Annotated in this window: 21 protein-coding genes; 6 read left to right on the top strand and 15 right to left on the bottom strand. The window is 64.1% G+C overall.

What is annotated here, in order from left to right; all coding sequences use genetic code 11:
* Positions 1 to 32: 32 nt before the first annotated feature.
* Positions 33 to 2,066 (top strand): aldo/keto reductase, encoded by a 2,034-nt coding sequence (locus NKG60_RS18755; protein WP_352665272.1) that lies wholly within the window; start codon positions 33 to 35, stop codon positions 2,064 to 2,066.
* Positions 2,067 to 2,207: 141 nt separating this feature from the next.
* Positions 2,208 to 3,989 (top strand): NAD(P)-binding domain-containing protein, encoded by a 1,782-nt coding sequence (locus NKG60_RS18750; RefSeq protein WP_352665271.1) that lies wholly within the window; start codon positions 2,208 to 2,210, stop codon positions 3,987 to 3,989.
* Here the strand turns inward: NKG60_RS18750 and NKG60_RS18745 are convergent.
* From NKG60_RS18745 to NKG60_RS18725, 5 genes are all read right to left on the bottom strand, one after another.
* Positions 3,934 to 4,380, bottom strand: a complete 447-nt coding sequence (locus NKG60_RS18745; protein WP_352665269.1) for a type II toxin-antitoxin system RelE/ParE family toxin — start codon at positions 4,378 to 4,380, stop codon at positions 3,934 to 3,936. The two genes, NKG60_RS18750 and NKG60_RS18745, sit on opposite strands and share 56 nt — an antisense overlap.
* Positions 4,377 to 4,667 (bottom strand): ribbon-helix-helix domain-containing protein, encoded by a 291-nt coding sequence (locus NKG60_RS18740; protein ID WP_352665267.1) that lies wholly within the window; start codon positions 4,665 to 4,667, stop codon positions 4,377 to 4,379. Before NKG60_RS18740 ends, NKG60_RS18745 begins: the two co-directional genes overlap by 4 nt.
* 57 nt (positions 4,668 to 4,724) lie before the next feature.
* Positions 4,725 to 5,960: an amidohydrolase/deacetylase family metallohydrolase gene (locus tag NKG60_RS18735; RefSeq protein WP_352665265.1), complete on the bottom strand. Its 1,236-nt coding sequence runs from the start codon at positions 5,958 to 5,960 to the stop codon at positions 4,725 to 4,727.
* Between the two features lie 22 nt (positions 5,961 to 5,982).
* Positions 5,983 to 6,348: a RidA family protein gene (locus NKG60_RS18730; RefSeq protein WP_352466543.1), complete on the bottom strand. Its 366-nt coding sequence runs from the start codon at positions 6,346 to 6,348 to the stop codon at positions 5,983 to 5,985.
* Between the two features lie 192 nt (positions 6,349 to 6,540).
* Positions 6,541 to 6,969, bottom strand: coding sequence for an Lrp/AsnC family transcriptional regulator (locus tag NKG60_RS18725; RefSeq protein ID WP_352665263.1), 429 nt, complete (start codon positions 6,967 to 6,969; stop codon positions 6,541 to 6,543).
* Positions 6,970 to 7,093: 124 nt separating this feature from the next.
* Between NKG60_RS18725 and NKG60_RS18720 the strand changes: the two genes are divergently transcribed.
* Positions 7,094 to 8,197: a saccharopine dehydrogenase family protein gene (locus NKG60_RS18720; protein WP_352665261.1), complete on the top strand. Its 1,104-nt coding sequence runs from the start codon at positions 7,094 to 7,096 to the stop codon at positions 8,195 to 8,197.
* A 168-nt stretch (positions 8,198 to 8,365) separates the two neighbouring features.
* On the opposite strand, the gene lpdA is transcribed toward NKG60_RS18720, so the two are convergent.
* From lpdA to NKG60_RS18700, 4 genes are all read right to left on the bottom strand, one after another.
* Entirely contained in the window at positions 8,366 to 9,760 is a 1,395-nt protein-coding gene (lpdA, locus tag NKG60_RS18715; RefSeq protein WP_352665321.1) for a dihydrolipoyl dehydrogenase, read from the bottom strand.
* Positions 9,761 to 9,999: 239 nt separating this feature from the next.
* A complete protein-coding gene (locus NKG60_RS18710; protein WP_352975326.1) occupies positions 10,000 to 11,391 on the bottom strand; it encodes a dihydrolipoamide acetyltransferase family protein in 1,392 nt (463 codons plus the stop codon).
* 10 nt (positions 11,392 to 11,401) lie between these two features.
* Complete coding sequence (locus NKG60_RS18705; RefSeq protein WP_352665258.1) at positions 11,402 to 12,415, bottom strand: alpha-ketoacid dehydrogenase subunit beta; 1,014 nt, start codon at positions 12,413 to 12,415, stop codon at positions 11,402 to 11,404.
* 2 nt (positions 12,416 to 12,417) lie between these two features.
* Positions 12,418 to 13,650 carry a 3-methyl-2-oxobutanoate dehydrogenase (2-methylpropanoyl-transferring) subunit alpha gene (locus NKG60_RS18700; protein WP_352665257.1) on the bottom strand — a complete coding sequence of 411 codons (1,233 nt, stop codon included), beginning with the start codon at positions 13,648 to 13,650 and terminating at the stop codon, positions 12,418 to 12,420.
* Between the two features lie 465 nt (positions 13,651 to 14,115).
* Between NKG60_RS18700 and NKG60_RS18695 the strand changes: the two genes are divergently transcribed.
* Together NKG60_RS18695 and holA are read left to right on the top strand one after the other, a co-directional pair.
* On the top strand, positions 14,116 to 14,889 hold the full coding sequence (locus tag NKG60_RS18695) for a hypothetical protein (RefSeq protein ID WP_352975324.1): 774 nt from the start codon (positions 14,116 to 14,118) through the stop codon (positions 14,887 to 14,889).
* A gap of 52 nt (positions 14,890 to 14,941) precedes the next feature.
* Positions 14,942 to 15,988 carry a DNA polymerase III subunit delta gene (gene holA / locus NKG60_RS18690; RefSeq protein WP_352665255.1) on the top strand — a complete coding sequence of 349 codons (1,047 nt, stop codon included), beginning with the start codon at positions 14,942 to 14,944 and terminating at the stop codon, positions 15,986 to 15,988.
* 241 nt (positions 15,989 to 16,229) lie between these two features.
* Here holA and NKG60_RS18685 read toward each other — a convergent pair whose 3' ends face one another.
* From NKG60_RS18685 to mnmE, 5 genes are all read right to left on the bottom strand, one after another.
* The gene (locus NKG60_RS18685; protein ID WP_352665254.1) at positions 16,230 to 17,111 is read right to left on the bottom strand and encodes a ParB/RepB/Spo0J family partition protein; all 882 of its coding nucleotides are present in this window, start codon (positions 17,109 to 17,111) and stop codon (positions 16,230 to 16,232) included.
* A 40-nt stretch (positions 17,112 to 17,151) separates the two neighbouring features.
* Positions 17,152 to 17,952 (bottom strand): ParA family protein, encoded by an 801-nt coding sequence (locus NKG60_RS18680; protein ID WP_084642633.1) that lies wholly within the window; start codon positions 17,950 to 17,952, stop codon positions 17,152 to 17,154.
* A 33-nt stretch (positions 17,953 to 17,985) separates the two neighbouring features.
* Positions 17,986 to 18,627, bottom strand: coding sequence for a 16S rRNA (guanine(527)-N(7))-methyltransferase RsmG (rsmG, locus tag NKG60_RS18675; protein ID WP_352665253.1), 642 nt, complete (start codon positions 18,625 to 18,627; stop codon positions 17,986 to 17,988).
* A complete protein-coding gene (gene mnmG / locus NKG60_RS18670; RefSeq protein ID WP_352665252.1) occupies positions 18,624 to 20,507 on the bottom strand; it encodes a tRNA uridine-5-carboxymethylaminomethyl(34) synthesis enzyme MnmG in 1,884 nt (627 codons plus the stop codon). Before mnmG ends, rsmG begins: the two co-directional genes overlap by 4 nt.
* A 212-nt stretch (positions 20,508 to 20,719) precedes the next feature.
* Complete coding sequence (mnmE, locus tag NKG60_RS18665) at positions 20,720 to 22,048, bottom strand: tRNA uridine-5-carboxymethylaminomethyl(34) synthesis GTPase MnmE (protein ID WP_352665251.1); 1,329 nt, start codon at positions 22,046 to 22,048, stop codon at positions 20,720 to 20,722.
* 59 nt (positions 22,049 to 22,107) lie between these two features.
* Between mnmE and NKG60_RS18660 the strand changes: the two genes are divergently transcribed.
* Positions 22,108 to 24,123, top strand: coding sequence for a thioredoxin domain-containing protein (locus tag NKG60_RS18660; protein WP_352975322.1), 2,016 nt, complete (start codon positions 22,108 to 22,110; stop codon positions 24,121 to 24,123).
* A gap of 174 nt (positions 24,124 to 24,297) precedes the next feature.
* Here the strand turns inward: NKG60_RS18660 and rho are convergent, their stop codons facing one another.
* Positions 24,298 to 25,563 carry a transcription termination factor Rho gene (gene rho / locus NKG60_RS18655; protein ID WP_023675925.1) on the bottom strand — a complete coding sequence of 422 codons (1,266 nt, stop codon included), beginning with the start codon at positions 25,561 to 25,563 and terminating at the stop codon, positions 24,298 to 24,300.
* Between the last annotated feature and the right edge of the window lie 47 nt (positions 25,564 to 25,610).

Raw genomic sequence — 25,610 nt, 5'->3', positions numbered from 1 at the left:
GATTGCTCGCGGCCACCCCACGGAGATTTGACATGACGTCCAAACCAGAAAAAATTCGCTGGGGCATTCTCGGGCCCGGCAACATCGCCAAGGCCTTTGCCGGCGGCGTCGCCCATTCGCGCACCGGCACATTGGTCGCCATCGGCGCGCGTAATCCGGGCAAGGCGGGGCTCACCGATGCTTTCCCCGGCGCCCGCATCCTCGACGGCTACGAGGCTTTGCTTGGCGATCCGAATGTCGATGCGATCTATATTTCGACGCCGCATCCGAGCCATGCCGAATGGGCGATCAAGGCGGCCGAGGCCGGAAAGCATGTGCTTTGCGAAAAGCCGCTTGGCCTGACCGCGTTCGAGGCCGACGCCATGATCCATGCCGCGCGCAAGGCCGGCACCTTTCTCGGCGAAGCCTTCATGTACCGGCTGCATCCGCAGACGGCCAAGCTGGTCGAGCTGATCAGGGCCGGCGCGATCGGCGACATCAAGATGATCAAATCCAGCTTCGGCTTCGCCATGCCGGGCTTCATGCCGGAGCACCGTCTCTACGCCAAGGATCTCGCCGGCGGCGGCATTCTCGATGTCGGCGGCTATCCCGTCTCGATGGCGCGGCTGATTGCCGGCGCCGCGGCGGGAAAGCCCTTCGCCGAGCCGGACAAAGTCGTCGGCGCTGCGCATCTCGGCCAATCCGGCGTCGACGAATGGGCGTCGGCGCTGTTGCATTTTCCGGGCGGGATCGTCGCGGAAGTCTCCGGCAGCATCTCGCTCGCGCAGGACAATGTCTTGCGCGTTCTCGGCAGCAAGGGCCGCATCGAGGTGGCGGATTTCTGGTTTGCCGGCGGCAAGCAAGGCGGTACCGGCGAAATCCGCATCATCCGTCCGGGTGACACCGAGGTGGTCGAGGTCAAGGAGGACGGCTGGCTTTACGCATTCGAGGTCGATGCCGCCGGCGAGGCCATTCTCGGCGGGAAGCAGGAGTTCGCCTGGCCCGGCATGGGCTGGGCCGACAGTCTCGGCAATCTGCGCGTGCTCGACAAATGGCGGGCCGCAATCGGGCTCGAATATGACATCGAGAAACCGGCAAAGCGCGTCAACACGATCTCCGGGCGGAAGCTGCGCGCCGGCGGGACCGCCATCCCCAAGCGCGGCATTCCGGGCCTGCCGCGGCCCGCCTCGTGCCTGGCGCTCGGCTTCGAGGATTTCCGTACCTTCTCGTCGGGCGCCATCCTGCTCGACGCCTGTTTCGAGGCCGGCGGCAATCTGTTCGACACCGCCTTCGTCTACGGTTCCGGCTATACCGAGACGCTGCTCGGCCAATGGCTGAAAAACCGCGGCGTGCGCGAGCAGTCGGTGGTCATCGGCAAGGGCGCGCACTCGCCGCTCTGCTATCCCGACGTCATCGGCAAGCAGCTCACCCAGTCGCTCGAGCGGCTGCAGACCGACCATATCGACGTCTATTTCATGCACCGCGACAATCCGGATGTGCCGGTCGACGAATTCGTCGACGCGATGGACCGCGAGGTCAAGGCCGGCCGCATTCGCGGTCCGTTCGGCGGCTCGAACTGGACGATGGAACGCATGGACGAGGCGATTGCCTATGCCGAGCGCACCGGCAAGCAGAAGCCCGGCGCGCTTTCCAACAATTTCTCGCTGGCCGAGATGCTGGAGCCGATCTGGGCAGGCTGTGTCACCTCCTCCAGCGACGCGTGGAAGGCCTGGCTTACCGCCCGGCAGATGCCGAACTTCGCCTGGTCGAGCCAGGGCCGTGGCTTCTTCACCGACCGCGCCGGCCGCGACCGGCGCGACAATGAGGAGTTGGTCCGGGTCTGGTACTCGGACAAGAATTTCGGCCGTCGGGACCGTGCCATCGAGCTCGCCAAGCGGCTGGGCAAAAGCCCGATCCACGTCGCGCTCGCCTATGTCCTGGCGCAGCCCTTCCCGTCCGTCCCGCTGATCGGACCGCGCTCGCTCGACGAATTGGAAGACAGCCTCCAGGCGCTCGACATCTCACTTTCGCCGGACGATCTTGCATGGCTGGATAGCGGTTCGGATCAGGCCCGCGCGCGGGCCTGACCGCAGCGGCAGTCGCTTCAGCCTTGCGCTGCGCCCTCAGGCTTGCGGACTGTTTGCGCTGCCCTCACCCTCTCCCACAAAGAACCGGGAAAGGCTAAGAATGAGGGCAGCGCCACCGTCTCTGGAAGTTAGGGAAGACAGATGCTCGACATTGCACCCTCGAAACAGGCTGCCACCTGGCTCGGCTCCTTTGCCAGGGCGCTCGAGGCGGGCGACGTCGAGGCCGTAGTCAACCTGTTCGTCGAGGACTGCTACTGGCGCGATCTTTTGACCTTCACCTGGAATATCAAGACGATGGAGGGGGCGGCCGCGATTCGCGACATGCTGACGGCGACGCTGGCAACGACAAAGCCTGCCCGATGGCAGCTCAGCGGCGAAGCGACTTCGGACGAAGGCACGATCGAGGCCTGGTTTTCTTTCGAGACGTCATCGGCGTGGGGCCATGGCATCATGCGCCTCAGGGACGGCAAATGCCGGACGCTGTTCACGGCGATGAGCGATCTCAAAGGGTTTGAGGAGCGCAAAGGCCCGGCGCGGCCTCTGGGCGTCCGCCACAAGGCGGATCCCGAGCGCGAAACCTGGCTGGAGGCGAGGCGCCGCGAGGCGCGTGACCTCGGCGTTAGCCAACAGCCCTACTGCCTGGTCATCGGCGGTGGCCAGGGCGGCATCATGCTGGGGGCGCGGCTCAGGCAGCTGGGCGTGCCGGCCATCGTCATCGAGAAGAACGCCCAGGCCGGCGATTCCTGGCGCAATCGCTACCGCTCGCTCGTGCTGCACGACCCGGTCTGGTACGATCACCTGCCCTACATCCCGTTTCCCGAAAACTGGCCGGTGTTCACGCCCAAGGACAAGATGGGCGACTGGCTGGAGATGTATACGCGCGTCATGGAGCTCAACTACTGGACCTCCACCATATGCGTGAGCGCTTCCTACGACGAGACCGAAAAGGTCTGGACGGTCGAGCTCGACCGCGCCGGCGAGCGCATCGTGCTGAAGCCCAGGCACATCGTCTTTGCAACCGGTGCTTATGGCCCGCCCAGGCAGATCGACCTGCCGGGCGCCAATATCTTTCAGGGCGAGATCCTGCATTCCAGCCAGTATTCCAGCGGCGAGAAATTCCGCGGCAAAAAGGTCGCCGTCATCGGCGCGGCAAGTTCCGGCCATGACGTCAGCGTCGATCTCTGGGAGAGCGGCGCCGAGGTGACCATGGTCCAGCGCTCGCCGACGACGGTGGTCAAGTCGGACACGCTGATGGAGATCGGTTTCGAGATCTTTTCGGAAAAGGCGCTGGCCCGCGGCATTACCACGGAGAAGGCCGACATGATCGTCGCCTCGACGCCGTTCGCGCTGCTGCCGCAAGGCCAGCGGGCGCTCTACGACATCATCAAGGCGCGCGACGCGGCTTTCTACGACCGCTTGCGCGGCGCCGGCTTCGCCATCGATTTCGGCGACGACGAGACCGGGCTCCTGATGAAGGCCTACCGCACCGGCTCGGGCTTCTACATCGACGTCGGCGCCTGCGACCTGATCATCGACGGCGAGATCGGCATCCGCAGCGGCGTCGGGATCAAGTCGCTGACGCCGACAGGCATCCTCTTCGACGACGGCACCGAACTGGCAGCCGACGCAATCATCGCTTGCACCGGCTATCTCTCGATGAACGAAACCGTGGCGGCGATCGTCTCGCGCGAAGTCGCCGACAAGGTCGGGCCGTGCTGGGGGATTGGCTCGGGCGTGAAAGGCGATCCCGGGCCATGGCAAGGCGAATTGCGCAACATGTGGAAGCCGACGGCGCAGGAAGCGCTGTGGTTCCACGGCGGCAATCTGGCGCTGTCGCGCTTCTATTCGAAGTACGTCGCGCTGCAGATCAAGGCCCGCATGGAAGGCATAGCGACGCCGGTTTATGGAGCGCCGGGGCGGTAGTCCGAGCTATCCGTTCAAGTGGAGGATGGTCGCGGCGTGGCCCACCCGCTTGTGGGCAAGCGCGTTCGCTACTCACCGTTGGCGCTATTCTTCCTCCTCCGACAGGTCGAGCGTACGGCCTGCGTAGAGAAATACGCAGGATCACTACCCTGCTCCCGACGATCTCGAATGCGATTGTCGCGCGCCGTCGCCAGCCCACCGTGCGTAGCCCAGGCGCGATGTCGTCGTGGCGCGTACCGCGTTCGGGGAAGGTCTCGAAGCTGAGGCAATAATCGACGATCCGGTTGACAAACCGCAGCGCGGTGGCGGCGCCGGCCTTGGGCGCAAGCTCTGCCAGCAGCTCGGCAATATCCCGTTCAGCTGCAGCATGAAACCTGACCTCATATTTCATGTCCCGGAGCGGGATTTGGCAGTGACGGCATCGATACGGTTGGACAGGTTCTTGCGCAACTGGTCCGCGGTCAACAGACGTTCAGGATGTGCGCGTGCATCCTCGAGGGTCGGGGCGACCTCTTCGCGCAGCCAACGCTCGATGGCCGCATCGCGGGCAGCCAAAGTCCGCAGGCCGTCACGGATGACCTCGCTTTCGGTGGCATACTCGCCCGATGAGACTTTGTCCTTCACCATCTGCGCCATGTCGAGCGGCAGGGTGATGGTCAGAGGTTGAGTGGTTCGCATGGTCGTCTCCTCGTTGCCCCTTCATAATATGGGATATGACTTAATCATACGCCAGCCTCAATCGTGGCTACGTCCGAAATGCCGGCTCGCCACCTCGACATGCGTGCCGTGCCCATGCGCTTCGAAGCGCTCGGTTTCGCCAAGATCGTCCACCGCCTCGTTCGGCCACCAACTGCCGCCGACCACGATGCCGTCCGAGACCAGCCTTTGCTCGGCAACCAGCGAGGCGCCGACCGAATCGACAAAGGTGAAGCGCCCCGTGCGCAGCCGCAGCACCGCGATGTCGCCGACCGCGCCAACCGCAAGCCTGCCCAAATCGGGCCTGACGATCGCTTCGGCCGGCCGCTGTGTTGCGGCGCGCAGCACTTCGACCAGCGGCATGCCGAGCGCCAGCAGTTTCGACATGCAGATCAGGATGTCGAAGGCCGGCCCGTCGACGCAGTAGAGATGAACGTCGCTGCTGATCACGTCCGGCGCCAGACCTTCGCTCAGCATCGCTTTGGCCACCTCGAAATCGAACGAGCCCATCCCGTGGCCGATGTCGAAGATGACGCCGCGCTCGCGCGCCAGCCGCATATCCGGCCGCACCGCCCCCGAGGCGAAGACCGGCGCGTTGGGAAACGGCCGGAAGCAGTGAGTGAGGATGTCGCCCTTGCGCAGCCGCGGCAGCACTTCCGAGCGGCCGGGCGGCGGCTCGTCTATATGCGCCATCAGCGGCAGGCCCGCCTTGTCGGCGGCTTCGAGCGCGAGATCGACCGGCGCGATGCCGCTGCTGCCACCGGCGTGGCGACCGGAGCGGACCTTGACGCCGACAACCACGTCGGCGTGCTCGCGCGCCGCCGCCACCGTTTCGCGCGGTTCGCAGAGCCTGAGATCGCTGCATTCGCCGACCGCCACCGTCTGCGAGAAGCCGAAAATGCCGGCAAAGGAAATGTTCACATAGGCCAGGATGCGGACTTTCGAGCGCTCGATGACGTGGCGGCGAAAGCCGAGGAAATTGCCGGCGCCGGCACTTCCGGCATCGATGAAGGTGGTGGTGCCGCTCTTTGCGGCGAGCCGGTCGGCATCGACGCCGAGCGAGGTGCCGCCCCAATAGACATGGCTGTGCAGGTCGATCAGGCCCGGCGCGACGATGGAGCCCGTGGCGTCGATGACGCGGGCGGCACGTTCGAAGGGGATTTCGGCGTCGATCGCGGCGATACGGCCGTCGGCAATCGCCAGATCGCGTTGTGCGTCGAGGCCGGACGCCGGATCGATGAGGCGGCCGCCTTTTATCAGCAGATCGAATTGCATCGCGCCTGTCTCCGCTTGCCCGTCAGGCCGGCCTGTAGGCGACGGCTTCGACCTCGATCTTGATGTCGATCATCAGCCGCGACTCCACTGTCGTGCGTGCCGGCGGGTCTTTCGGGAAATGCCTGGCATAGACGGTGTTGAAAATGCCGAAATCGCGCGCGTCCTCCAGCCAGACCGTCGTCTTGACCACGTCGTCGAGCGTACAGCCGGCCAGCGCCAGTGCCCCCTTGACGTTCGACAGCACCTGCTCGGTCTGTTCGGCGATGCCGCCCTTGACCACCAGCCCGTCGCTGCCGACCGGTACCTGGCCTGAGACATAGACGAAATCGCCGGCCCTGACCGCCGGAGACAACGGTACATGGGATTTTCCAAAACACTGCTTGGGCAAGGAGGCCTCCTGTCTAGGTTCTTTGGGTGAACGCGCGATGCTGCGAGAGATAGGGGCGGCTGCACGCCATCGATCCACATTTTGAAAGCCTATATCGCTTTGCTGCAGTAACGCCAGAACGATCACCGCCCTTGGTGATCCTTCGCGCCCCCCTCTGCCCTGCCAGCGTCTGGACCCACGACACCAGCCGGCTCAGCGGTCGATCCGCGTCGACAGGATGATCGACGACGACGTGCGCTCGACCCCGTCCATGGCGCCGATCTGGTCGAGAAGCGTGTCGAGATCCCTGATCGACGGCGCCTCGACGATGACGATCATGTCGAAATTGCCGCTGACCGAGTGCAGCGTGCGAACCGGTGCCAGCGCCTGCAGGCTGCGCACCACCTTGTCGGCAAGCTTGGGGGTGACGGTGAGCAAGACATGCGCCCTGACCAACCCCTGTTCGTAATCCGGCGAAAGCCTGACGCCGTAGCCGGCGATGATGCCGCGCTGTTCCAGCCGCTCGATCCGGCTTTGCACCGTCGTTCGTGAGACGCCGAGCCGCCGCGCCAGTTCGGCCGTCGAGGCGCGCGCATTGATGCGCAGTAGAGAAAGCAGAGCCTGGTCGGCATCGCTGAGCATTTCGACGAATCCTACCGGCATATTGCACAAAGAGATACTGCGTTTAGTACAATTCCACGCTTCCTTTCAACAGGCAAGCTGCGATTCTAGCCATCAAATTTAACGTTGGTGCGAGGGACCGGTCATGAAGGAAATCATCGTCGTCGGCGCCGGCAAGATCGGCTCGACCATTGCCGAGATGCTGGCTTCCACGGGCGACTACCGTGTCACGCTCGTCGACCGCTCGGCGGCGCAGCTCGGCGCGGCCGAACTGCCTGAAACAGTCCAGACGCTGGAACTCGACATCGAAGCCGCCGGTACCCTCGAAGCTGCCTTGGCCGGCAAGTTCGCGGTGCTCAGCGCTGCGCCCTTCCATTTGACCACGCGCATCGCCGAGGCGGCGGCGAGTGCCGGCGTGCATTATCTCGATCTGACCGAGGACGTCATCAGCACCAGGCGGGTCAAGGAACTGGCGCGCTCCGGCAACAGCGCCTTTATTCCGCAATGCGGCCTGGCGCCGGGCTTCATCTCGATCGTCGCCAACGATCTCGCCAGCCGCTTCGACACACTGGAAAGCGTGCGCATGCGGGTTGGCGCGCTGCCGCAATACCCTTCGAACGCGCTGAACTACAATCTGACCTGGAGCACCGACGGCGTCATCAACGAATATTGCGAGCCTTGCGAGGCGATCGTCGAAGGCGAGCTGATCGAGGTGCCGCCGCTCGAGGAGCGCGAGGAGTTCTCGCTCGACGGCGTCACCTACGAGGCGTTCAACACCTCGGGCGGGCTGGGCACGCTGGCCGAGACGCTGAAGGGCAAGGTGCGGACGCTGAACTACCGCACCATCCGCTACCCCGGCCATGCCGCGATCATGAAGGCGCTGCTCAACGACCTCGGCCTGCGCCACCGCCGCGACGTGCTGAAGGACATTTTCGAAAGCGCCCTGCCGGCAACGCTGCAGGACGTGGTTATCGTCTTCGTCACTGTCAGCGGCCGCAAGAACGGCCGCCTGCTGCAGGAGACCTACGCCAACAAGATCTACGCCAGGCGCGACGGCGAAACGGTGCGCAGCGCCATCCAGGTCACCACAGCGTCCGCCATCTGCGCCGTGCTCGACATGCTCGCCGACGGCACCTTGCCGGCAAGAGGTTTCATCAAGCAGGAGGACATCGCGCTCGACGTGTTTCTGGCCAACCGCTTCGGCCGCGCCTATGCGCAGCACGAGATGGTTAGCCGGCTTGCGGGGTGAGCTGCGTAATCTCCCCCCTTGAGGGGGAGATGTCGCCGAAGGCGACAGAGGGGGTCGCCTCGCGTAGAGCGCTAACCTCAATCTATCGCAAGGGAGGTCCCATCCAGTCGAACCGACCCCCTCTGGCCTGCCGGCCATCTCCCCCTCAAGGGGGGAGATCACCTGCCCTCAGACATGCACCGCCCGCCCCAGCGCCTTCAGCGCCGCTTCCTGAAGACCCTCGCCCTGTGTCGGATGGGCATGAATGGTGCCGGCGATATCCTCCAGCGTCGCGCCCATCTCCAGCGCCAGCCCAAACGCGGTCGACAGTTCCGACACGCCCTGGCCGACTGCCTGGATGCCGAGCACCAGATGGTTGTCGGCGCGGGCAACGACCCGGACGAATCCGTCCTCGCCCAACTTCGTCATCGCCCGGCCATTGGCGGTGAAGAGAAACAGTCCGACCTTGATCTCGCCACGGGTCTTGGCCTCCTCCGGCGACAGGCCTGCGGTGACCAACTCCGGATCGGTGAAGCAGACAGCCGGGATCGCTCGTCTGTCCCAGCTGCGCCTATGGCCGGCGACGATCTCGGCGACCATTTCACCCTGCGCCATCGCCCGGTGCGCGAGCATCGGCTCGCCGGTGACGTCGCCAATGGCAAAGATACCGCGCATCGAGCTGCGGCACTGGTCGTCGATGCGGATGAAGGGTCCGGCCATGTCGAGGTCGATCTGCTCCAACCCCCAGCCTTCGGTCACCGGCTTCCGACCGACCGTGACCAGGACCTTGTCGGCGGCGATCTTGCCGTTCTTGCCGCCATTCGTCTCGACCAGCAGGGCGTCGCGCTTAGTGGACAGCCCCTTGGCCTTGGCGTTCACGAGCACCTCGATGCCAAGTTCGGCCAGCCGCCTCACCACCGGCCGGGTCAGTTCCGCATCGTATTGCGCCAGCACGCGCGGCAACGCCTCGATCACGGTCACCTTGGCGCCCAGCTTGGCAAAGGCGATGCCGAGTTCCAGCCCGATATAGCCGCCGCCGACCACCGCCAGCCTCTCCGGAACTTCGCTCAGCGCCAGCGCCTCGGTCGACGAAATGACTGGTCCGCCGAACGGCAGCGATGGTAGTTCGACCGGCGCCGAGCCGGTCGCGATCACCACCGTTTCGGCGCGGATCATCTGCACGCCGATCTCGGTCTCGACGGCAACGGTCTTGCCGTCGCGAAATGTCGCCCACCCATGCACCGTCTTCACGCCCGCTTTCTTCAGCAGGCCGGCAACACCGTTGTTCAGCCGGCTAACGATGCCGTCCTTCCAGGCAATGGTCGCTGCGAGATCAAGCGATGGTGCGGCGATCGCAATGCCGAGCGGGCTTTTGCCGCCGGCCATCTGCGAGAGCTTCTCGAACTCCTCGGCCGCATGGATCAGCGCCTTGGACGGGATGCAGCCGACATTGAGGCAAGTGCCGCCGGGCTTGCCGGCCTCGACGATCACCGTGTCGATGCCGAGCTGCCCGGCACGGATGGCGCAGACATAGCCGCCCGGACCGGCGCCGATGACCAGCAGCTTGCAAGAGATTTCCTTCATCATGTCGCTCTAGCTCCTCGGCAAGCTGGAGGGACAGCACCCCCCTCTGCCCTGCCGGGCATCTCCCCCGCAAGGGGGGAGATCAGCAGCTTCGAAGCCCCGCTTACTCCTGCAACATTGGAGATTGGCGAAGGCCGGGAAGGCGGCCAATCTCCCCCCTTGCGGGGGAGATGCCCGGCAGGGCAGAGGGGGGTGGGAAGGATCGCTACTGTTCTCATTCTGCGCTGCTGCCCATTACCTCAATCCACAAAAATCAGCGCCGGCGTCTCCAGCAGCGCCTTTATCCGCTGGATAAACACCGCCGCGTCCCAGCCATCGACGACGCGGTGGTCGAAGCTGGAGGACAGGTTCATCATCTTGCGCGGGATGAACTGGCTGCCGTCCCAGACCGGCCGCACCATCATCTTGTTGACGCCGACGATCGCCACTTCCGGATGATTGATCACCGGCGTTGTCGCCACGCCGCCCATGGCGCCGAGCGAGGTGATGGTGATGGTCGATCCCGAGAGCTCGTCGCGCGTCGCCGTGCCGGATTTTGCCGCCTCGGCCAGCCTGACAACCTCGGCTGCACAGTCCCAGATGTCGCGCGCCTCGGCGTGTCTTACCACCGGCACCATCAGCCCCGAAGGCGTCTGCGCGGCAATGCCGATATGGATGCCGCCATGCTGGTGGACGATACCGGCTTCGTCGTCGAACAGCGCGTTGACATTGGGCTGGTCGGCAATTGCCTTGACCATGGCCCGCATCAGGAACGGCAGCAGCGTCAGCTTCGGCCTGTCCGCGCCCGACCGCTTCTCCTTGTTGAGCGCGGCGCGCAGATCCTCGAGCGCGGTGACGTCGATCTCCTCGACATAGGTGATATGCGGGATGCGCGACTTGGCCAGCGTCATCTTCTCGGCGATCTTTCGCCTGAGCCCGACTATCTTGATGTCCTCGATAGCCTCGTTGCGGGTGAGGCCTAGGCCCTTGGCGAGCTGCGGTCCGCGTGCCAGGAAGGCGTCGATGTCCTCGTGCCGGATGCGGCCGGCCGGACCGGTTCCCGGAACCCGCCGAACGTCGATGCCGGCCTCTTTCGCCCTGAGGCGGACGGCCGGCGAGGCCAGCGGCTTTTCGCCCTCGGGGCGCGGCGCGCCGGAGGTCCGCGCAGCACCCCCAACGGCGGCAGTACCCCCACCCCTAACCCCTCCCCACAAGGGGGAGGGGGATTCCGACGCCGTGCTTCCACCCTCATGCGTTGAAACTTTTTTGGATGATGGCGCGGTGGGCTTGGCTTCGACCTTGGGAGCCGAGGCACGTCCCCCTCCCCCTTGTGGGGAGGGGTTAGGGGTGGGGGTACTCTTGGCGCCGGCCTCAACGGCCTGCGCCGCCGCATCCTTCACGTTACCTTCGCCCGCCACCTTCAGCCTGACAATCGGCGAACCGATCGCCACGGTGTCGCCGATCTCGGCACCCAGCCAAAGGATCTCGCCATCGACGGGCGAAGGAATTTCGACCGTCGCCTTGTCGGTCATGACAGCGGCAAGCACGGCATCCTCGCGCACGAGATCGCCGACCTTGACCTGCCATTCGACGAGCTCGGCCTCGGCGACGCCTTCGCCGACATCGGGCAGCTTGATGACATATTCGCCCATCGTTCCCCCTTCAGGCTTCCATCGTTTCGACGAGCGCGCGGCCTAGCCGGGCGGGACCGGGAAAATAGTCCCACTCCTGCGCATGGGGATAGGGCGTGTCCCAGCCGGTGACCCGCGCCACCGGCGCTTCCAGATGGTAGAAGCAGTTCTCCTGAACCAGCGCTGAAAGTTCGGCGCCGAAGCCGGATGTCAGCGTCGCCTCATGCACGACCACGCAGCGCCTGGTCTTATTGACCGAGGCGACGATCGTCTCGAGATCCAGCGGCAGCAGCGTCCTCAGATCGATGATCTCGGCATCGATGCCGGTCTCCTCAGCCGCCGCCTGGGCGACATAGACCATCGTGCCATAGGCAAGCACGGTGACTGCCGCACCAGGCCGCCGGATCACCGCCTTGCCGAGCGGCACCGTGTAATGGCCATCGGCGACTTCGCCGAGCTCATGTTTCGACCATGGCGTTACCGGCCGCTCGTGATGACCGTCGAAGGGGCCATTGTAGAGCCGCTTCGGCTCCAGGAAGATCACCGGGTCGGGATCCTCGATCGCCGCGATCAGCAGGCCCTTGGCGTCGTGCGGATTGGACGGAACCACAACCTTCAGGCCGGAGACGTGGGTGAACAGCGCCTCCGGGCTCTGGCTGTGGGTCTGGCCGCCGAAAATGCCGCCGCCGGTCGGCATTCTCACGACGATCGGGCAGGTGAAATCACCGTTCGACCGGTAGCGCAGCCGCGCCGCTTCCGAGACGATCTGGTCATAGGCCGGATAAACATAGTCGGCAAACTGCACCTCGACGCAAGGCTTCAGCCCGTAGGCCGCCATGCCGATGGCCGCGCCGACAATCCCGGACTCGCTGATCGGCGCATCGAAGCAGCGGCTCTTGCCGTATTTCGCCTGCAGGCCCTGGGTGCAGCGGAAGACGCCGCCGAAGAAGCCGACATCCTCGCCAAATACGATGACGCGTTCGTCGCGCGCCATCGACACGTCCATGGCGTCGCGGATCGCCTCGATCATGGTCCGCCGCGGCATGGTCAGACCCCTGCCTGTTGGCGCTGGCGCCTGAGATGTGGCGGCATCTGCGCATAGACGCCTTCGAACATGTCGCGCGCCGAGGGCTTGCCGCCTGCATGCAGCGTGCCGTGGCGCTCGGCCTCCCGCTGCGCCGAAATCACCGTGTCGAGGATTTCCGCCTCTGCCTGGGCGTGGCGTTCGTCCGACCAGACGCCGCGCTGGATGAGATGGTTCTTCAGCCTGACGATCGGGTCGCCGAGAGGCCAGGCATCGGACTCGGCTTTCGGCCGGTAAGCCGAGGGGTCGTCGGAGCTCGAATGGGCGCCGACGCGGTAAGTGACGTATTCGACCAGCGTCGGCCCGAGATTGCTGCGCGCCCGTTCCGCCGCCCATTTGGCCACCGCATGGACGGCGAGATAGTCGTTGCCGTCGACGCGCAGCGACGGAATGCCGAAGCCGAGCCCGCGCGCGGCAAAAGTGCCGGAGCCGCCGCGGGCGATGCCCTGGAAGGTCGAAATCGCCCACTGATTGTTGACGACATTGAGCACGACCGGCGCCTTGTAGGTCGAGGCGAAGACCAGCGCCGAATGGAAGTCGGATTCGGCGGTCGAACCGTCGCCGATCCAGGCGGCGGCGATCTTTGAATCGTTGCTTATCGCCGAGGCCATCGCCCAGCCGACCGCCTGGATGTACTGCGTCGCCAGATTGCCGGAGATCGAGAAGAAGCCGTGCTCCTTCGACGAATACATGATCGGCAATTGCCGCCCTTTCAGCGGATCGGCCTCGTTCGAATAGATCTGGTTCATCATCGTGACCATCGGGTAGCCGTCGGCGATGAGCAGGCCGGCCTGCCGATAGGTCGGAAAGTTCATGTCGCCCCGCGACAGCGCCTTGCGGAAGGCGCAGCTCACCGCTTCTTCGCCGAGATGCTGCATGTAGAAGGAGGTCTTGCCCTGGCGCTGCGCCATCTGCATGCGTGCATCGAAGCTGCGCAGCGTCATCATGTGGCGCAGCCCCTCTAGCAACTCGTCGTCCGAAAGCAGCCCGGCCCACGGTCCGACCGCCTCGCCGGCGCGGTTGAGCACGCGGATGATCGAGAAGGCCAGATCGCGGATGTCGCGCGGGTCGACGTCGATCTTCGGGCGCGGCACCGAGCCAGCTTTTGGAATGCTCACATTGGAGAAATCCGGCGTCCCGCCCGGCCGCACTTCCGGTTCCGGAACATGGAAGCGCAGCATTCCGGCATCGGCCATGATCTCGGTCCTCCACTGTTGCCCGGCCAAGATATTTGCATACCGCCAGACCAGTGCCAATTCGTCGGGGAAGCCTTCGGTCCTTCGGACCCGGCCGATGCAGCCTCCCGCGCACAAGATGAAGATATGTCTGCGAAATTTCTTGTCGATGTTGGACGGCAGCACGCAACTTAGCAGAAATTTGCCGACGATTGCCGCAACAGACGATATGTCCCGGGGTGAGCTTGCCTTTGACGAGCCCGCGCTTCCAGCGATTCAAGTTGCGCCCACCATCCAGGACCCTATCCTGACAGGATCGTTTTGAGAGAGGTGGGAATGCAAGGCAGATCGAGGGCCGTCGTCGCTTTGGCGATTGTAGCTTTTCTGGTTGGATCCGGTCGACCAACTTTCGCTCAGTCGGACGATTGCATCGGCACGTACCATCGCACGAGGGATGCTGCCTGCATTGACCGGCTTATCACAACCTTGGATCAAGCTCCGTCCGGCGCTGAAAACGGAACGATAACCGGTTTTTTCGCTGCATTGTTCGACGGCTCGCCGGAGATGCGACGAAAACTGCTGGATGGCGTGCCCTCCGATCGCGCGGCTGACCTTTATCTGGCCGCTCTGCACAAGGCTGGTCTCACGGACGAAGCGCGGCGTTTCGCGTCGAGCCGAAAGCTGGATGATGCAGCATCCGCCGGTGCCATCCCTTTGAAAACGTTGACACCTCTCTTTGTCCCGTTGGACAATGATCTGCTGCTTGGCGCCTATATGGCGACAGGAGACTTGTCCTACATAGATCATATTTTGGAAAATCTTCGAACCAGCCGTGACGGCATCGCGGCGGACGCAATCCGTATCGGCCTTGTTATGGGGAAATTCGGGGGTGTGGTGGCTCCAGGTCGCCCCGAGAATATCATGATTGTCGCTGCGTGCCGAAAATATGGGTGTCCCAAGAGCCAGGCATCAAAAGATATGATGCGTGTAATGACGGTGGCATCGGCTGTATGGGCTATACGGTCGCTGGCGAAGAATGACGTTGCAATCAAACAGGAACTCGATCGCTTTTTCCAAAACGACTCGCGTTTGGCCGCCATTTTCGCAAGAGAGCAGAACGCCTTCACAAATTATCTGGCCTCAGTGACTTTGTGGTCAGTCGAGAAAGACAAATCGCTTGACGCGGCAATGACGGACTACGAACGCCTCGGTGATGCCGATAGCTCGTTCAAGCCTGATAGTCCCGAGGACAAGAACTAGCAGGCCGGCGCCCGTGGTTCACCCGGAGCTCACGCCATGCTAACCAGCGCGCATGGCACAGAAGAAAGGTTACGAGGTCGATTCGTGGTTGGCGCGGCCCGATCCGCGCGTCTCGATCGTGCTGCTTTACGGTCCCGATCGCGGGCTGGTTGCCGAGCGGGCAAAGGCCTTTGCCGGCAAGACCGGCCTGCCGCTTGACGATCCGTTCTCGGTGGTCAGGCTGGACGGTTCGGAGGTCGATCGCGACGAGGGCCGGCTGCTCGACGAGGCCCGCACCGTGCCGATGTTTTCGGAGCGGCGCCTTTTATGGGTGCGCAATGCCGGCGCCCAGAAGGCGCTTGCCGACGACGTCAAGGCGCTGACCGCCGAGCCCGCGCGGGACGCCATCATCCTCATCGAGGCCGGCGACCTGAAGAAGGGCGTCGGCCTGCGCGCCGTGGTGGAGGCGGCGGACAATGCCATGGCATTGCCTTGCTATGCCGATGAAGCCAGGGATATCGATACGGTCATCGACGACGAATTGCGCAAGGCCGGCATGTCGATGACACTGGAGGCCCGGCAGGCGCTGCGCCGCAATCTCGGCGGCGACCGGCTGGCCTCGCGCGGCGAGATCGAAAAGCTTCTGCTCTATGCGCACGGCCAGACCGAAATCGGTCTCGAAGACGTCAAGGCGATGTCCGGCGATGTCTCCGGCCTCTCCTTCGATGCGGCGGTCGACGCCCTGCTCGAAGGCAGGATCGCCGATTTCGACACCGCCTTTACCCGCCATTGCCAGTCCGGCGGCCAGCCCTTCCTGGTGCTGTCATCGGCGATGCGGCAGCTGCAGGCGATCCAGGCGATGCGTGGCCAGATGGACGCCGGCGGCCGCAATGCCGCGTCGGTCGTTGCCGCGGCGCGCCCGCCGGTTTTTTTCTCCAGGCGCAAGTTGGTGGAGAAAGCCCTCGAACGGTGGAGCAGCGAAGCGCTCGGCCGCGCCCTCACCCGACTGCAGACGGCAGTGCTGCAGACACGCCGGCGGCCGGATCTGTCGGTCGCGCTGGCACGCCAGGCGCTGCTCGGCATTGCCGTGGAGAGCGCAAGGCTGGCGCAGCGCACCTAATCTCCCCCCTTGAAGGGGAGATGTCGCCGAAGGCGACAGAGGGGGTCGCAGCGCGTGGAACACCAGCCCCTTCCGCGACGACAGACGACGTGGGCGCTTGATGTGAGACGACCCCTTCTGGCCTGCCGGCCATTTCCCCCTCAAGGGGGGAGATTAACTACTCGACGATTTCGCCAATCACCGGCGCGGCGGCAGCCACACTTTGTTTGCCGGCTAAAGGCCTCGACGTCTTAGCAACCCACTACTCCCGCTTCAGCCTTCGGCACAATTCATCCAGCTGCTCCAGTGTCCGGTAGGCGACGCTGATCACGCCGCCGCGCTGGTTGTGCTCGATCGTAACGATCATGCCGATGGTATTGGTCATCAGCTTTTCAAGCGCCAGCGTGTCGGCATCCTTTTGCGGCGGGGGCGCGGGTTGGCGCTTTGCCGCCGGCGCGCCGACCGGCATCTGCGCCAAAGCCTCGGCCTGGCGCACCGAAAGCCCTTCGTCGATGATCCGCTTGGCAAGCCCGGCCGGGTCGTCGGCGGTCACCAGGGTGCGGGCGTGGCCGGCCGAGAGCGCGCCGTCGACCAGCATGTCGCGAATGACGTCGGGCAGCTTGAGCAGTCTCAGCGTATTGGCGACATGGCTGCGGCTCTTGCCGATCACCTGACCGAGATCGGCCTGGGTATAGCCGTGGTCGTCGATCAGCTGCTGGTAGCCCAGCGCCTCCTCGACCGGGTTGAGGTCGGTGCGCTGGACGTTTTCGATGATCGCCAGTTCGAGCGCCGTGCGATCGTTGACGTCACGTACGATGATCGGGATTTCGGTCAGCCCGGCGCGTTGCGCCGCGCGCCAGCGACGCTCGCCAGCGATGATCTCGTAGCGGCCCGACTGCGTTTTCGATGGCCGCGCCACCACCGGCTGCACCACGCCATGCTCACGGATCGACTGGGCGAGGTCGGTCAGGTCGGCATCGCCAAAATGACGGCGCGGGTTCTTCGGGTTGGGACTGAGGAACTCGATCGGCACCTTGCCGTCGGCCGCCAGCCCGGGCTTTTCCGGTGCCGCCGGGCGATCGATTTCGCCGATCAGCGCCGCCAGTCCCCGTCCCAGTCTTTTTCTCGAAGGGTCTTCGTTCATCGTCCGTCCAGATCGTTTCGGTGTCGAATCGGCTTATTGTTCAGGCAGCACGCAATTTGCGCTCGCGGCGGATGACTTCCGAAGCAAGCTGCAGATAGGCCTGGCTGCCCGAGCATTTGAGGTCGTAGAGGATCGCCGGCTTGCCATAGGACGGCGCTTCGGAAACGCGGACATTGCGCGGGATGACGGTTTCATAGACCTTGTCGCCCATATGCGCCCGGACATCCTGCACCACCTGGTTGGCGAGATTGTTGCGCCCGTCGAACATGGTCAGCACGATGCCCTGGATCGTCAGGTCGGGGTTGATCGAACGGCGCACCTGCTCGACCGTCTCCAGCAATTGGCTCAGCCCCTCCAGCGCGAAGAATTCACACTGCAGCGGCACCAGCACCGAATCGGCCGCAGCCATCGAATTCAGTGTCAGCAGGTTGAGCGAGGGCGGGCAGTCGATCAGCACATAGCCGAAATTGGCCGAGCGCTCGGCCGAAGCCCGCAGCGCGTTGCGCAGCCGCAGCACCCGATCCGGCGCCGAGGCGATTTCCATCTCGATGCCGAGCAGGTCGAGCGTCGACGGCACGATCGACAGGCCGGGCACCGCCGTCGGGATCGCCGCCGCTTCGAGATCGAGCTCGCCGGTCAGCACATCATAGGACGAGACGGTGCGGTCGCGCCGGTCGATGCCAAGCCCGGTGCTGGCATTGCCCTGCGGGTCGAGGTCGACGATCAGCACCTGTTCGCCTATGGCCGCCAGCGCGGTGGCCAGATTGATTGCCGTTGTCGTCTTGCCGACGCCGCCCTTCTGGTTGGCGACGGTGATGATTCGGGGGCCGTTCTTCATCATGGGTTTATGCCAGAAATTCATTGGGGTCGCCGGTCACAAGCCAGGGTGCTGTCGCAAGTCGGATACTTCGAGAATGACGCCCTGCGCGTCGGTTGCACTGGCATGTTCTACCAGATCGAAAGACCATCGTTGAGCGCTTTCTGCCACTTCGGCGCGGTAATCCCGGCCTTTGTGAAACAGGCCGCGCGCCCCCTTGGTCAGCCACGGTGCCGCCAGGTCCAGCAAGTCGGACAGCGAGGCGAGTGCCCTGGCTGTGACGATTTGCGGTGCAGGAACAAGGAGATAGCTGTCGTCGATGCGGCGCGCGATGACCTTGGCGGGCAGGCTGAACTGTCCGACGACCGCTTGCAGGAACGATGCTTTTTTGCGGTTGCTTTCAACCAGGTCGATACCGGCGCCTTCCCGCTCGACAAGCAAAAACGCCAGCACGAGGCCGGGAAACCCGCCGCCGGAGCCGAGATCGACCCAGCGCTTCGCGTCTGGTTTGATTCGCGCCAGCTGCGCGCTGTCGAGGATGTGGCGGCGCCAGACATCGTCCTGCGTCGATTGCGCGGCGAGATTGATCCGGCGGTTCCATTTCTGGAAGACGCCCTCGAACTCGACCAGACGATCGAATGTTTCACGTGAAACCGGGCCCGCTGCCGCTTGCAGGCTCGCCCAGGACGCAGCGCTCACGCGACCTGCTTTCGCGCGGCCGCCTCGGCATTGCGCACATGCGCGACAATAATCGCCAGCGCCGCCGGCGTCATGCCTTCCATGCGTTGCGCATCGGCAATGGAGCGCGGCTGGCGTGCCAGCATCTTCTGCTTCAACTCGTTCGACAGGCCGGGAACAGAAGCAAAGTCGAGCGACTCCGGAATAAGCCGGCTCTCCTCATGCCTGATCTGCGAAACATCGGCCTGCTGGCGGTCGAGATAGACAGAATATTTGGCCTCCGTTTCAAGACGTTCGGCCGTTTTGCTGTCGATCGCCGCGAAAGCCGGTTCGATGCGCGCCAGCCAGGCGATGTCGACGCCGGGATAGGCCAGCAACTCATAGGCCGAGCGGCGTACACCGTCCCGGTTGATCTCGAGCCCGTGGTGCGCCGCCTCATTGGGGGTCATGGTGGTGCCGAGGGCGAGCTGCCGCGCCTTCTCAAGGTCTTGCACGACATTGTTGAACCGCTGCATCCGCTCCGGCGAGGCAATCCCCAGCCTCATCGCCAGCGGCGTCAGCCGCTCATCGGCGTTGTCGGCTCGCAGCGACAGCCGGAACTCGGCCCGCGAGGTGAACATGCGGTACGGTTCGGCGATGCCGCGGCTGGTCAAATCGTCGACCATCACGCCGATATAGGCTTCGGTGCGGCTGAGCACGATTTCCTCGCTCGCCGACGCCTTGTGCGCTGCATTCAAGCCGGCAAGCAGCCCTTGCGCGCCGGCCTCCTCGTAGCCGGTGGTGCCGTTGATCTGGCCGGCGAGGAAAAGCCCGGCGATCCGCTTGGTCTCCAGCGTTGGCTTGAGCTCGCGCGGGTCGACATGGTCATACTCGATGGCATAGCCCGGCTGCAGCATGGTTGCCCGCTCCAGCCCCGGAATGGTCTTCAGCATGTCGAGCTGCACGTCCTCGGGCAGCGAGGTCGAGATGCCGTTCGGATACACCGTGTCGTCGTCCAGCCCTTCCGGCTCCAGAAAGATCTGGTGACCTTCGCGGTCGCCGAACTTGACGATCTTGTCTTCGATCGACGGGCAATAACGCGGCCCGACGCCTTCGATTGACCCCGAATACATGGCCGAGCGGCCGAGATTGGCGCGAATCAGCTCATGCGTGGCATTGGTCGTGCGGGTGATGCCGCAATGGATCTGCGGGTTTTCGATGCGCTCGGTCAGCAGCGAGAACGGCACGGGATCTTCATCCGCCGCCTGGCTCTCCAGTGACGCCCAATCGATTGTCCTGCCGTCCAGCCGCGGCGGCGTGCCGGTCTTCAACCGTCCGAGCCTGAAGCCGGCGCGGCTCATCGTCGCCGACAGGCCGATGCTCGCCTGTTCGTTCATGCGGCCGGCGACAATCTTCTTCTCGCCGATATGGATCAGCCCGCGCAAGAAAGTGCCGGTCGTCAGCACCACGGCGCCGCAGGCGAGCCTGCTTCCGTCCGCCAGCAGCACCGCCGCGATGTGTCCGATTTCCCCGGCATCGATTTCGAAGTCCAGCACCTCGCCTTCGATGACATCGAGGCCAACCTGCTGGCGGATTGCCGCCTGCATGGCGAGCCGATAGAGCTTTCGGTCGGCCTGCGTTCGAGGGCCGCGCACCGCCGGCCCTTTGCGGCGGTTGAGCAGCCGGAACTGGATGCCCGCCGCATCGGCAATGCGCCCCATCAGCCCGTCCATGGCATCGATCTCACGAACGAGATGGCCCTTGCCGAGGCCGCCGATCGCCGGATTGCAGGACATCACGCCGATCGTGTCGAAGCGCAGCGTCACCAGCGCCGTCCTGGCGCCAGCCCGCGCAGCGGCACTGGCTGCCTCGCACCCAGCATGACCGCCGCCCACCACAACCACATCATAGTGATTGGTCATTTCAGAATCCCGAATTCAAGTGGACCGACACATGTCCCCGGAGGCACGCGCTGTCAAGGACAGAGGGCGCTGTCTTCTCCTTCTCCCCTTGTGGGAGAAGGGGAGACGCACGAGCGGGATCGTTTCACGTGAAACAGTACCCGCCCCTACTCCTGCGCCGTGTTTCACGTGAATCACCGCCGGTGTGCTGCTTCCCAAATGTTTCACGTGAGTCATTTCCCAATACAGAACTGCGAAAAAATCACATCGAGCATATCCTCGACATCGACCGCCCCGACGATTCGTCCGAGCCGATCCGCCGCCAGGCGCAGTTCCTCGGCCCGCAGCTCCTGCCCGCGATCGCCCCCGGTGACAGCCGCAACCAGGAAGCGTTTCGTCTCGTTGAGCAGCTCGACGTGCCGCAGCCGCGACGGCAGGATATCGCCGGCCTTGCCGATCTGCGCTGCGGCACGACGTCCGATCTCGTCCAGTAATTCGGCCAGACCGGTGCCGTCCAGCGTCGAGATAGCGAAATCATAGTGCGCGGCGGGCGAGGGTGACTTGCCCCCCAACAGGTCAATTTTTGTTCCGACCCTCAGCGCCGGCATGTCGCCCGGCAGCACACCGATCGCGATTGGCTCCGCCAGATCCTCCAGCAGCAACAGCAAATCAGCGCTGTGCGCCTTGGTCCTGGCCTTCTCGATGCCGATCGCCTCGATCTTGCCGGGCGCCTCGCGCAGGCCGGCGGTGTCGGTTACCCTGACCCGCACCCCTTCCAGGTCCAGGACCACTTCGAGCAGGTCGCGGGTCGTGCCGGGCTCGTCGGTCACGATGGCGGCTTCGCGCCGCGCCAAGGCGTTGAACAGGCTGGATTTGCCGGCATTAGGGGCGCCGAGGATCACGACTTCGAACCCGTCGCGAATGATTTCGGCAGCGCGGAAGCCGGCGACATGGCGCTCTATTTCCTCGATCATGGCCCGGACATCCGACCAGACCGTATCGGCGACCGAGCCCGGCACGTCATCCTCGTCGGCAAAGTCGATCTCGGCCTCGATCATCGCGCGGGCGTGGATCAGCCGTCGGCGCCAGCCCAGATAGAGTTCGCTCTGCACGCCTTCGGCGTTGTGCACGGCAAAGCGCCGCTGCGCCTCGGTCTCGGCGTTGATGAGATCGGCCAGCGCCTCGGTCTCGACCAGGTCGAGCTTGCCGTTGAGAAAGGCGCGGCGGGTGAATTCGCCAGGCTCCGCATGCCTGACGCCGTCGAAGGTGGCGATGGTTTCCAGCATCTTCGCCACGACGGCGCGCCCGCCATGCACATGGAACTCTGCAACGTCCTCGCCGGTAAAACTGTCGGGACCGGCAAAGAAAACAACCAGGCCGCTGTCCAGCACCGATCCGTCAGGCGCCCGGAGCTTGCGATAGGTGGCAACGCGGTTCGACACCGTCGATCCGGCAATCGTTTCGATGGCGAATCGACTCTGCGGTCCTGAAATCCGGATCACTGCAATGCCGGCCGGCAGGCGCCCGCTCGACAGAGCCACGATGGAGTCTTTTGAAATCATTTGCCCGCTCTGCCGAAGCGCCCTAGCTATGCCTGTTCAATCCGCCATCGAGTAGCGCCGTGACATTGCCTGTACAAAACCTGCTTGCCGAGGAGGCCAGCCCCTATCTGCAGCAGCACAGCGGCAATCCGGTGCACTGGCGGCCATGGTCGCCCGCCGCTCTGGCCGAAGCAAAGGCGCTGCAGCGTCCGATCCTGCTCTCTGTCGGCTACGCCGCGTGCCATTGGTGCCACGTCATGGCGCATGAGAGCTTCGAGAACGACGACGTCGCCGCCGTCATGAACCGTCTCTTCGTCAATATCAAGGTCGACCGCGAGGAGCGCCCCGACATCGACCAGATCTACATGGCGGCGCTATCCTCGATGGGCGAGCAGGGCGGCTGGCCGTTGACCATGTTCCTGACGCCGGACGGCAAGCCGTTCTGGGGCGGCACTTACTTTCCGCGCGAGGCCCGCTACGGCCGGCCGGGCTTCGTCCAGGTGCTGGAGGCGGTTGACAAGGCTTGGCGGGAGAAGAAAGAAAGCGTTAACCAAAGTGCCGACGGTTTGACTACCCATGTCGAGACGCGGCTGGCGGGCAGCCATGGCAAGGCCGTGCTCGACCGCGGCATGCTGGCGAACCTCGCCAACGGCATTGACGGCATGATCGACCGCGATTTGGGCGGCCTGCGCGGTGCGCCGAAATTCCCCAACGCGCCGTTCATGCAGAGCCTCTGGCTGTCCTGGCTGCACGACGGCGCCGCTTCCCACCGCGACGCCGTTCTCCTCAGCCTCGAAAAGATGCTGGCCGGCGGCATCTACGACCATATTGGCGGCGGCCTCAGCCGCTACTCGACCGACGCCGAATGGCTGGTCCCGCATTTCGAAAAAATGCTCTACGACAATGCCCAGCTCATCCGCTTGTGCAACTGGGCATATGCGTCAACCGGCAAGGAATTGTTCCGGCTGCGAATCGAAGAGACGATTGCCTGGCTGTTGCGCGAAATGCGGGTGGAGGGCGATGCCTTTGCCGCCAGCCTCGATGCCGATAGCGAGGGCGAGGAGGGATTGTTCTACACTTGGAGCAGGGATGAAATCGAAGCAGCCCTCGGCGACGATTCAGCCTTGTTTTTCAAATACTTCACGCTTGCCGGCCCGCATGGCTGGGAAGGCAAGCCGATCATTTGCCAGACTGATGCTCAACAGGCGCAGAGCGTCGTCGATCGTGACCTTCTGGTTCCGCTCAAGCAAAGGCTGCTGGCAGCGAGGGAACAGCGCGTTCGGCCCGGGCGTGACGGCAAGGCCCTGACCGACTGGAATGGTTTGATGATCGCAGCGCTTGCCGAGGCCGGGCGGTCGCTTGGCCGATCCGACTGGATCGAAGCGGCGGCAGCGGCCTTTGCCGCCATTGCGGGCGCCGGACGTGACGGCCGCCTGCCGCATTCGATGCTCGGCGCAAAGAAGCTGTTTCCGGCTCTGTCGAGCGACTATGCCGCCATCGCCAATGCCGCCATCTCGCTGTTCGAGGCGACCGGCAGTCCGGATTACATCGCCCATGCCAGGACATTCATCGAACAGCTCGACCTCTGGCATCAGGACAGCGACAAAACCGGTTACTATCTGACCGCATCCGACAGCACCGACGTGCCGGTCCGCATCCGCGGCGATGTCGACGAAGCCATTTCTTCCGCTACCGGCCAGATCATCGAAGCCTTGGTCCGATTGTCGTCGCTTTCCGGCGATCTCGATCTTTGGGAAAAAGCCTGGACAGTCGCAGAGCACGCGGGCGGGCGGGCGGAGCACCAGGGCTACGGCCAGGCGGGAATAGTCAATGCCTGTGCCCTGGCGCTGGAGCCGCTGAAACTGGTGATCGTGGATAGACCGGAGAATCCAAGGCTTGTTCCGGTTGCGAATCGAAATCCAGACCCTCGTCGGGTGGACATCGTCGTGCCTGTTGGCGCGGCGACAAATCTGCCGGCCTTGCCAGGTGGCGTCCTGCCGCCAACGGCCGAGCCCGGCGCCTGGCTGTGCACCGGGCAGGTCTGCCTGCCGGTGGTGACGGAAGCTGAAGAGCTGGAAGGGTTATTGCGGCGGTGATGGACCTGGCGCTCCTTCCCTTCTCCCCATGGGAGAAGGTGGATTGGCGCGCAGCGCCGAGACGGATGAGGGGTGTTGGACGGAGTGGCGTCGTTACCAAGCTGGAGCACCCCTCATCCGACCGAGCTTCGCTCGGCCACCTTCTCCCACAGGGGGAAGGGAAGGCTCGCAACCCTACGTATTCATCGAATCGAAGAAATCCGCGTTGGTCTTGGTCTGCTTGAGCTTGTCGATGAGGAACTCGATGGCGTCGGTCGTTCCCATCGGCGCCAGGATGCGGCGCAGCACGAAGATCTTCTGCAGATCCTGGCGCGGAACCAGCAGGTCCTCCTTGCGGGTGCCGGATTTGAGGATGTCCATGGCCGGGTAGATGCGCTTGTCCGCCACCTTGCGGTCGAGCACGATTTCCGAATTGCCGGTGCCCTTGAACTCTTCGAAGATGACCTCGTCCATGCGGCTGCCCGTGTCGATCAGCGCTGTGGCGATGATGGTCAGCGAACCACCTTCCTCGATGTTGCGGGCAGCACCGAAGAAGCGCTTCGGCCGCTGCAGCGCGTTGGCGTCGACACCACCGGTCAGCACCTTGCCGGACGACGGCACGACGGTGTTGTAGGCGCGGCCGAGGCGGGTGATCGAATCCAGCAGGATGACGACGTCGCGGCCGTGCTCGACCAGGCGCTTGGCCTTCTCGATGACCATTTCGGCAACCTGGACGTGGCGCACCGCCGGCTCGTCGAAGGTCGAGGAGACGACCTCGCCCTTCACCGAGCGCTGCATGTCGGTGACTTCCTCCGGCCGCTCGTCGATGAGAAGCACGATCAGGTAGCATTCCGGATGGTTGGTGGTGATCGAATGGGCGATGTTCTGCAGCAGCACCGTCTTGCCGGTGCGCGGCTGCGCCACGATCAGTGCGCGCTGGCCCTTGCCGAGCGGCGCCACCAGGTCGATGACGCGTGCCGAAATATCCTTGGAGGTCGGAACCTCCATTTCCATCTTCAGCCGCGACGTCGGATAAAGCGGCGTCAGATTGTCGAAATGGATCTTGTGGCGGATTTTTTCCGGGTCGTCGAAATTGATCGTGTTGACCTTGAGCAGCGCGAAATAGCGCTCGCCCTCTTTCGGGCTGCGGATCGGCCCTTCGACCGTATCGCCGGTCTTCAGCGAGAACCGCCGGATCTGCGACGGTGAAATATAGATGTCGTCGGGACCTGGCAAATAGTTGGCATTGGCGGAGCGCAGAAAGCCAAAACCGTCCTGCAGCACTTCGACGACGCCGTCGCCGATGATCTCGATATCCTGGGTCGCCAGCCTCTTCAGGATCGCGAACATCAGCTCCTGCTTGCGCATGACGCTGGCGTTCTCGACCTCTAGCGATTCCGCATAAGCGATCAGCTCTGGTGGTTTCTTGTTCTTGAACTCTGTGAGCTTCATTTCTTGCATCATTAGACGGACTCTGAGTAAGCTTTGGGAAAAAATATCGGCGGGAT

The organism is Mesorhizobium sp. M1428 (assembly GCF_040317515.1).
Lineage (GTDB): Bacteria > Pseudomonadota > Alphaproteobacteria > Rhizobiales > Rhizobiaceae > Mesorhizobium.
Note: the sequence above shows the minus strand (reverse complement) of the source record. Positions and strands in the feature narration are given on the sequence as shown.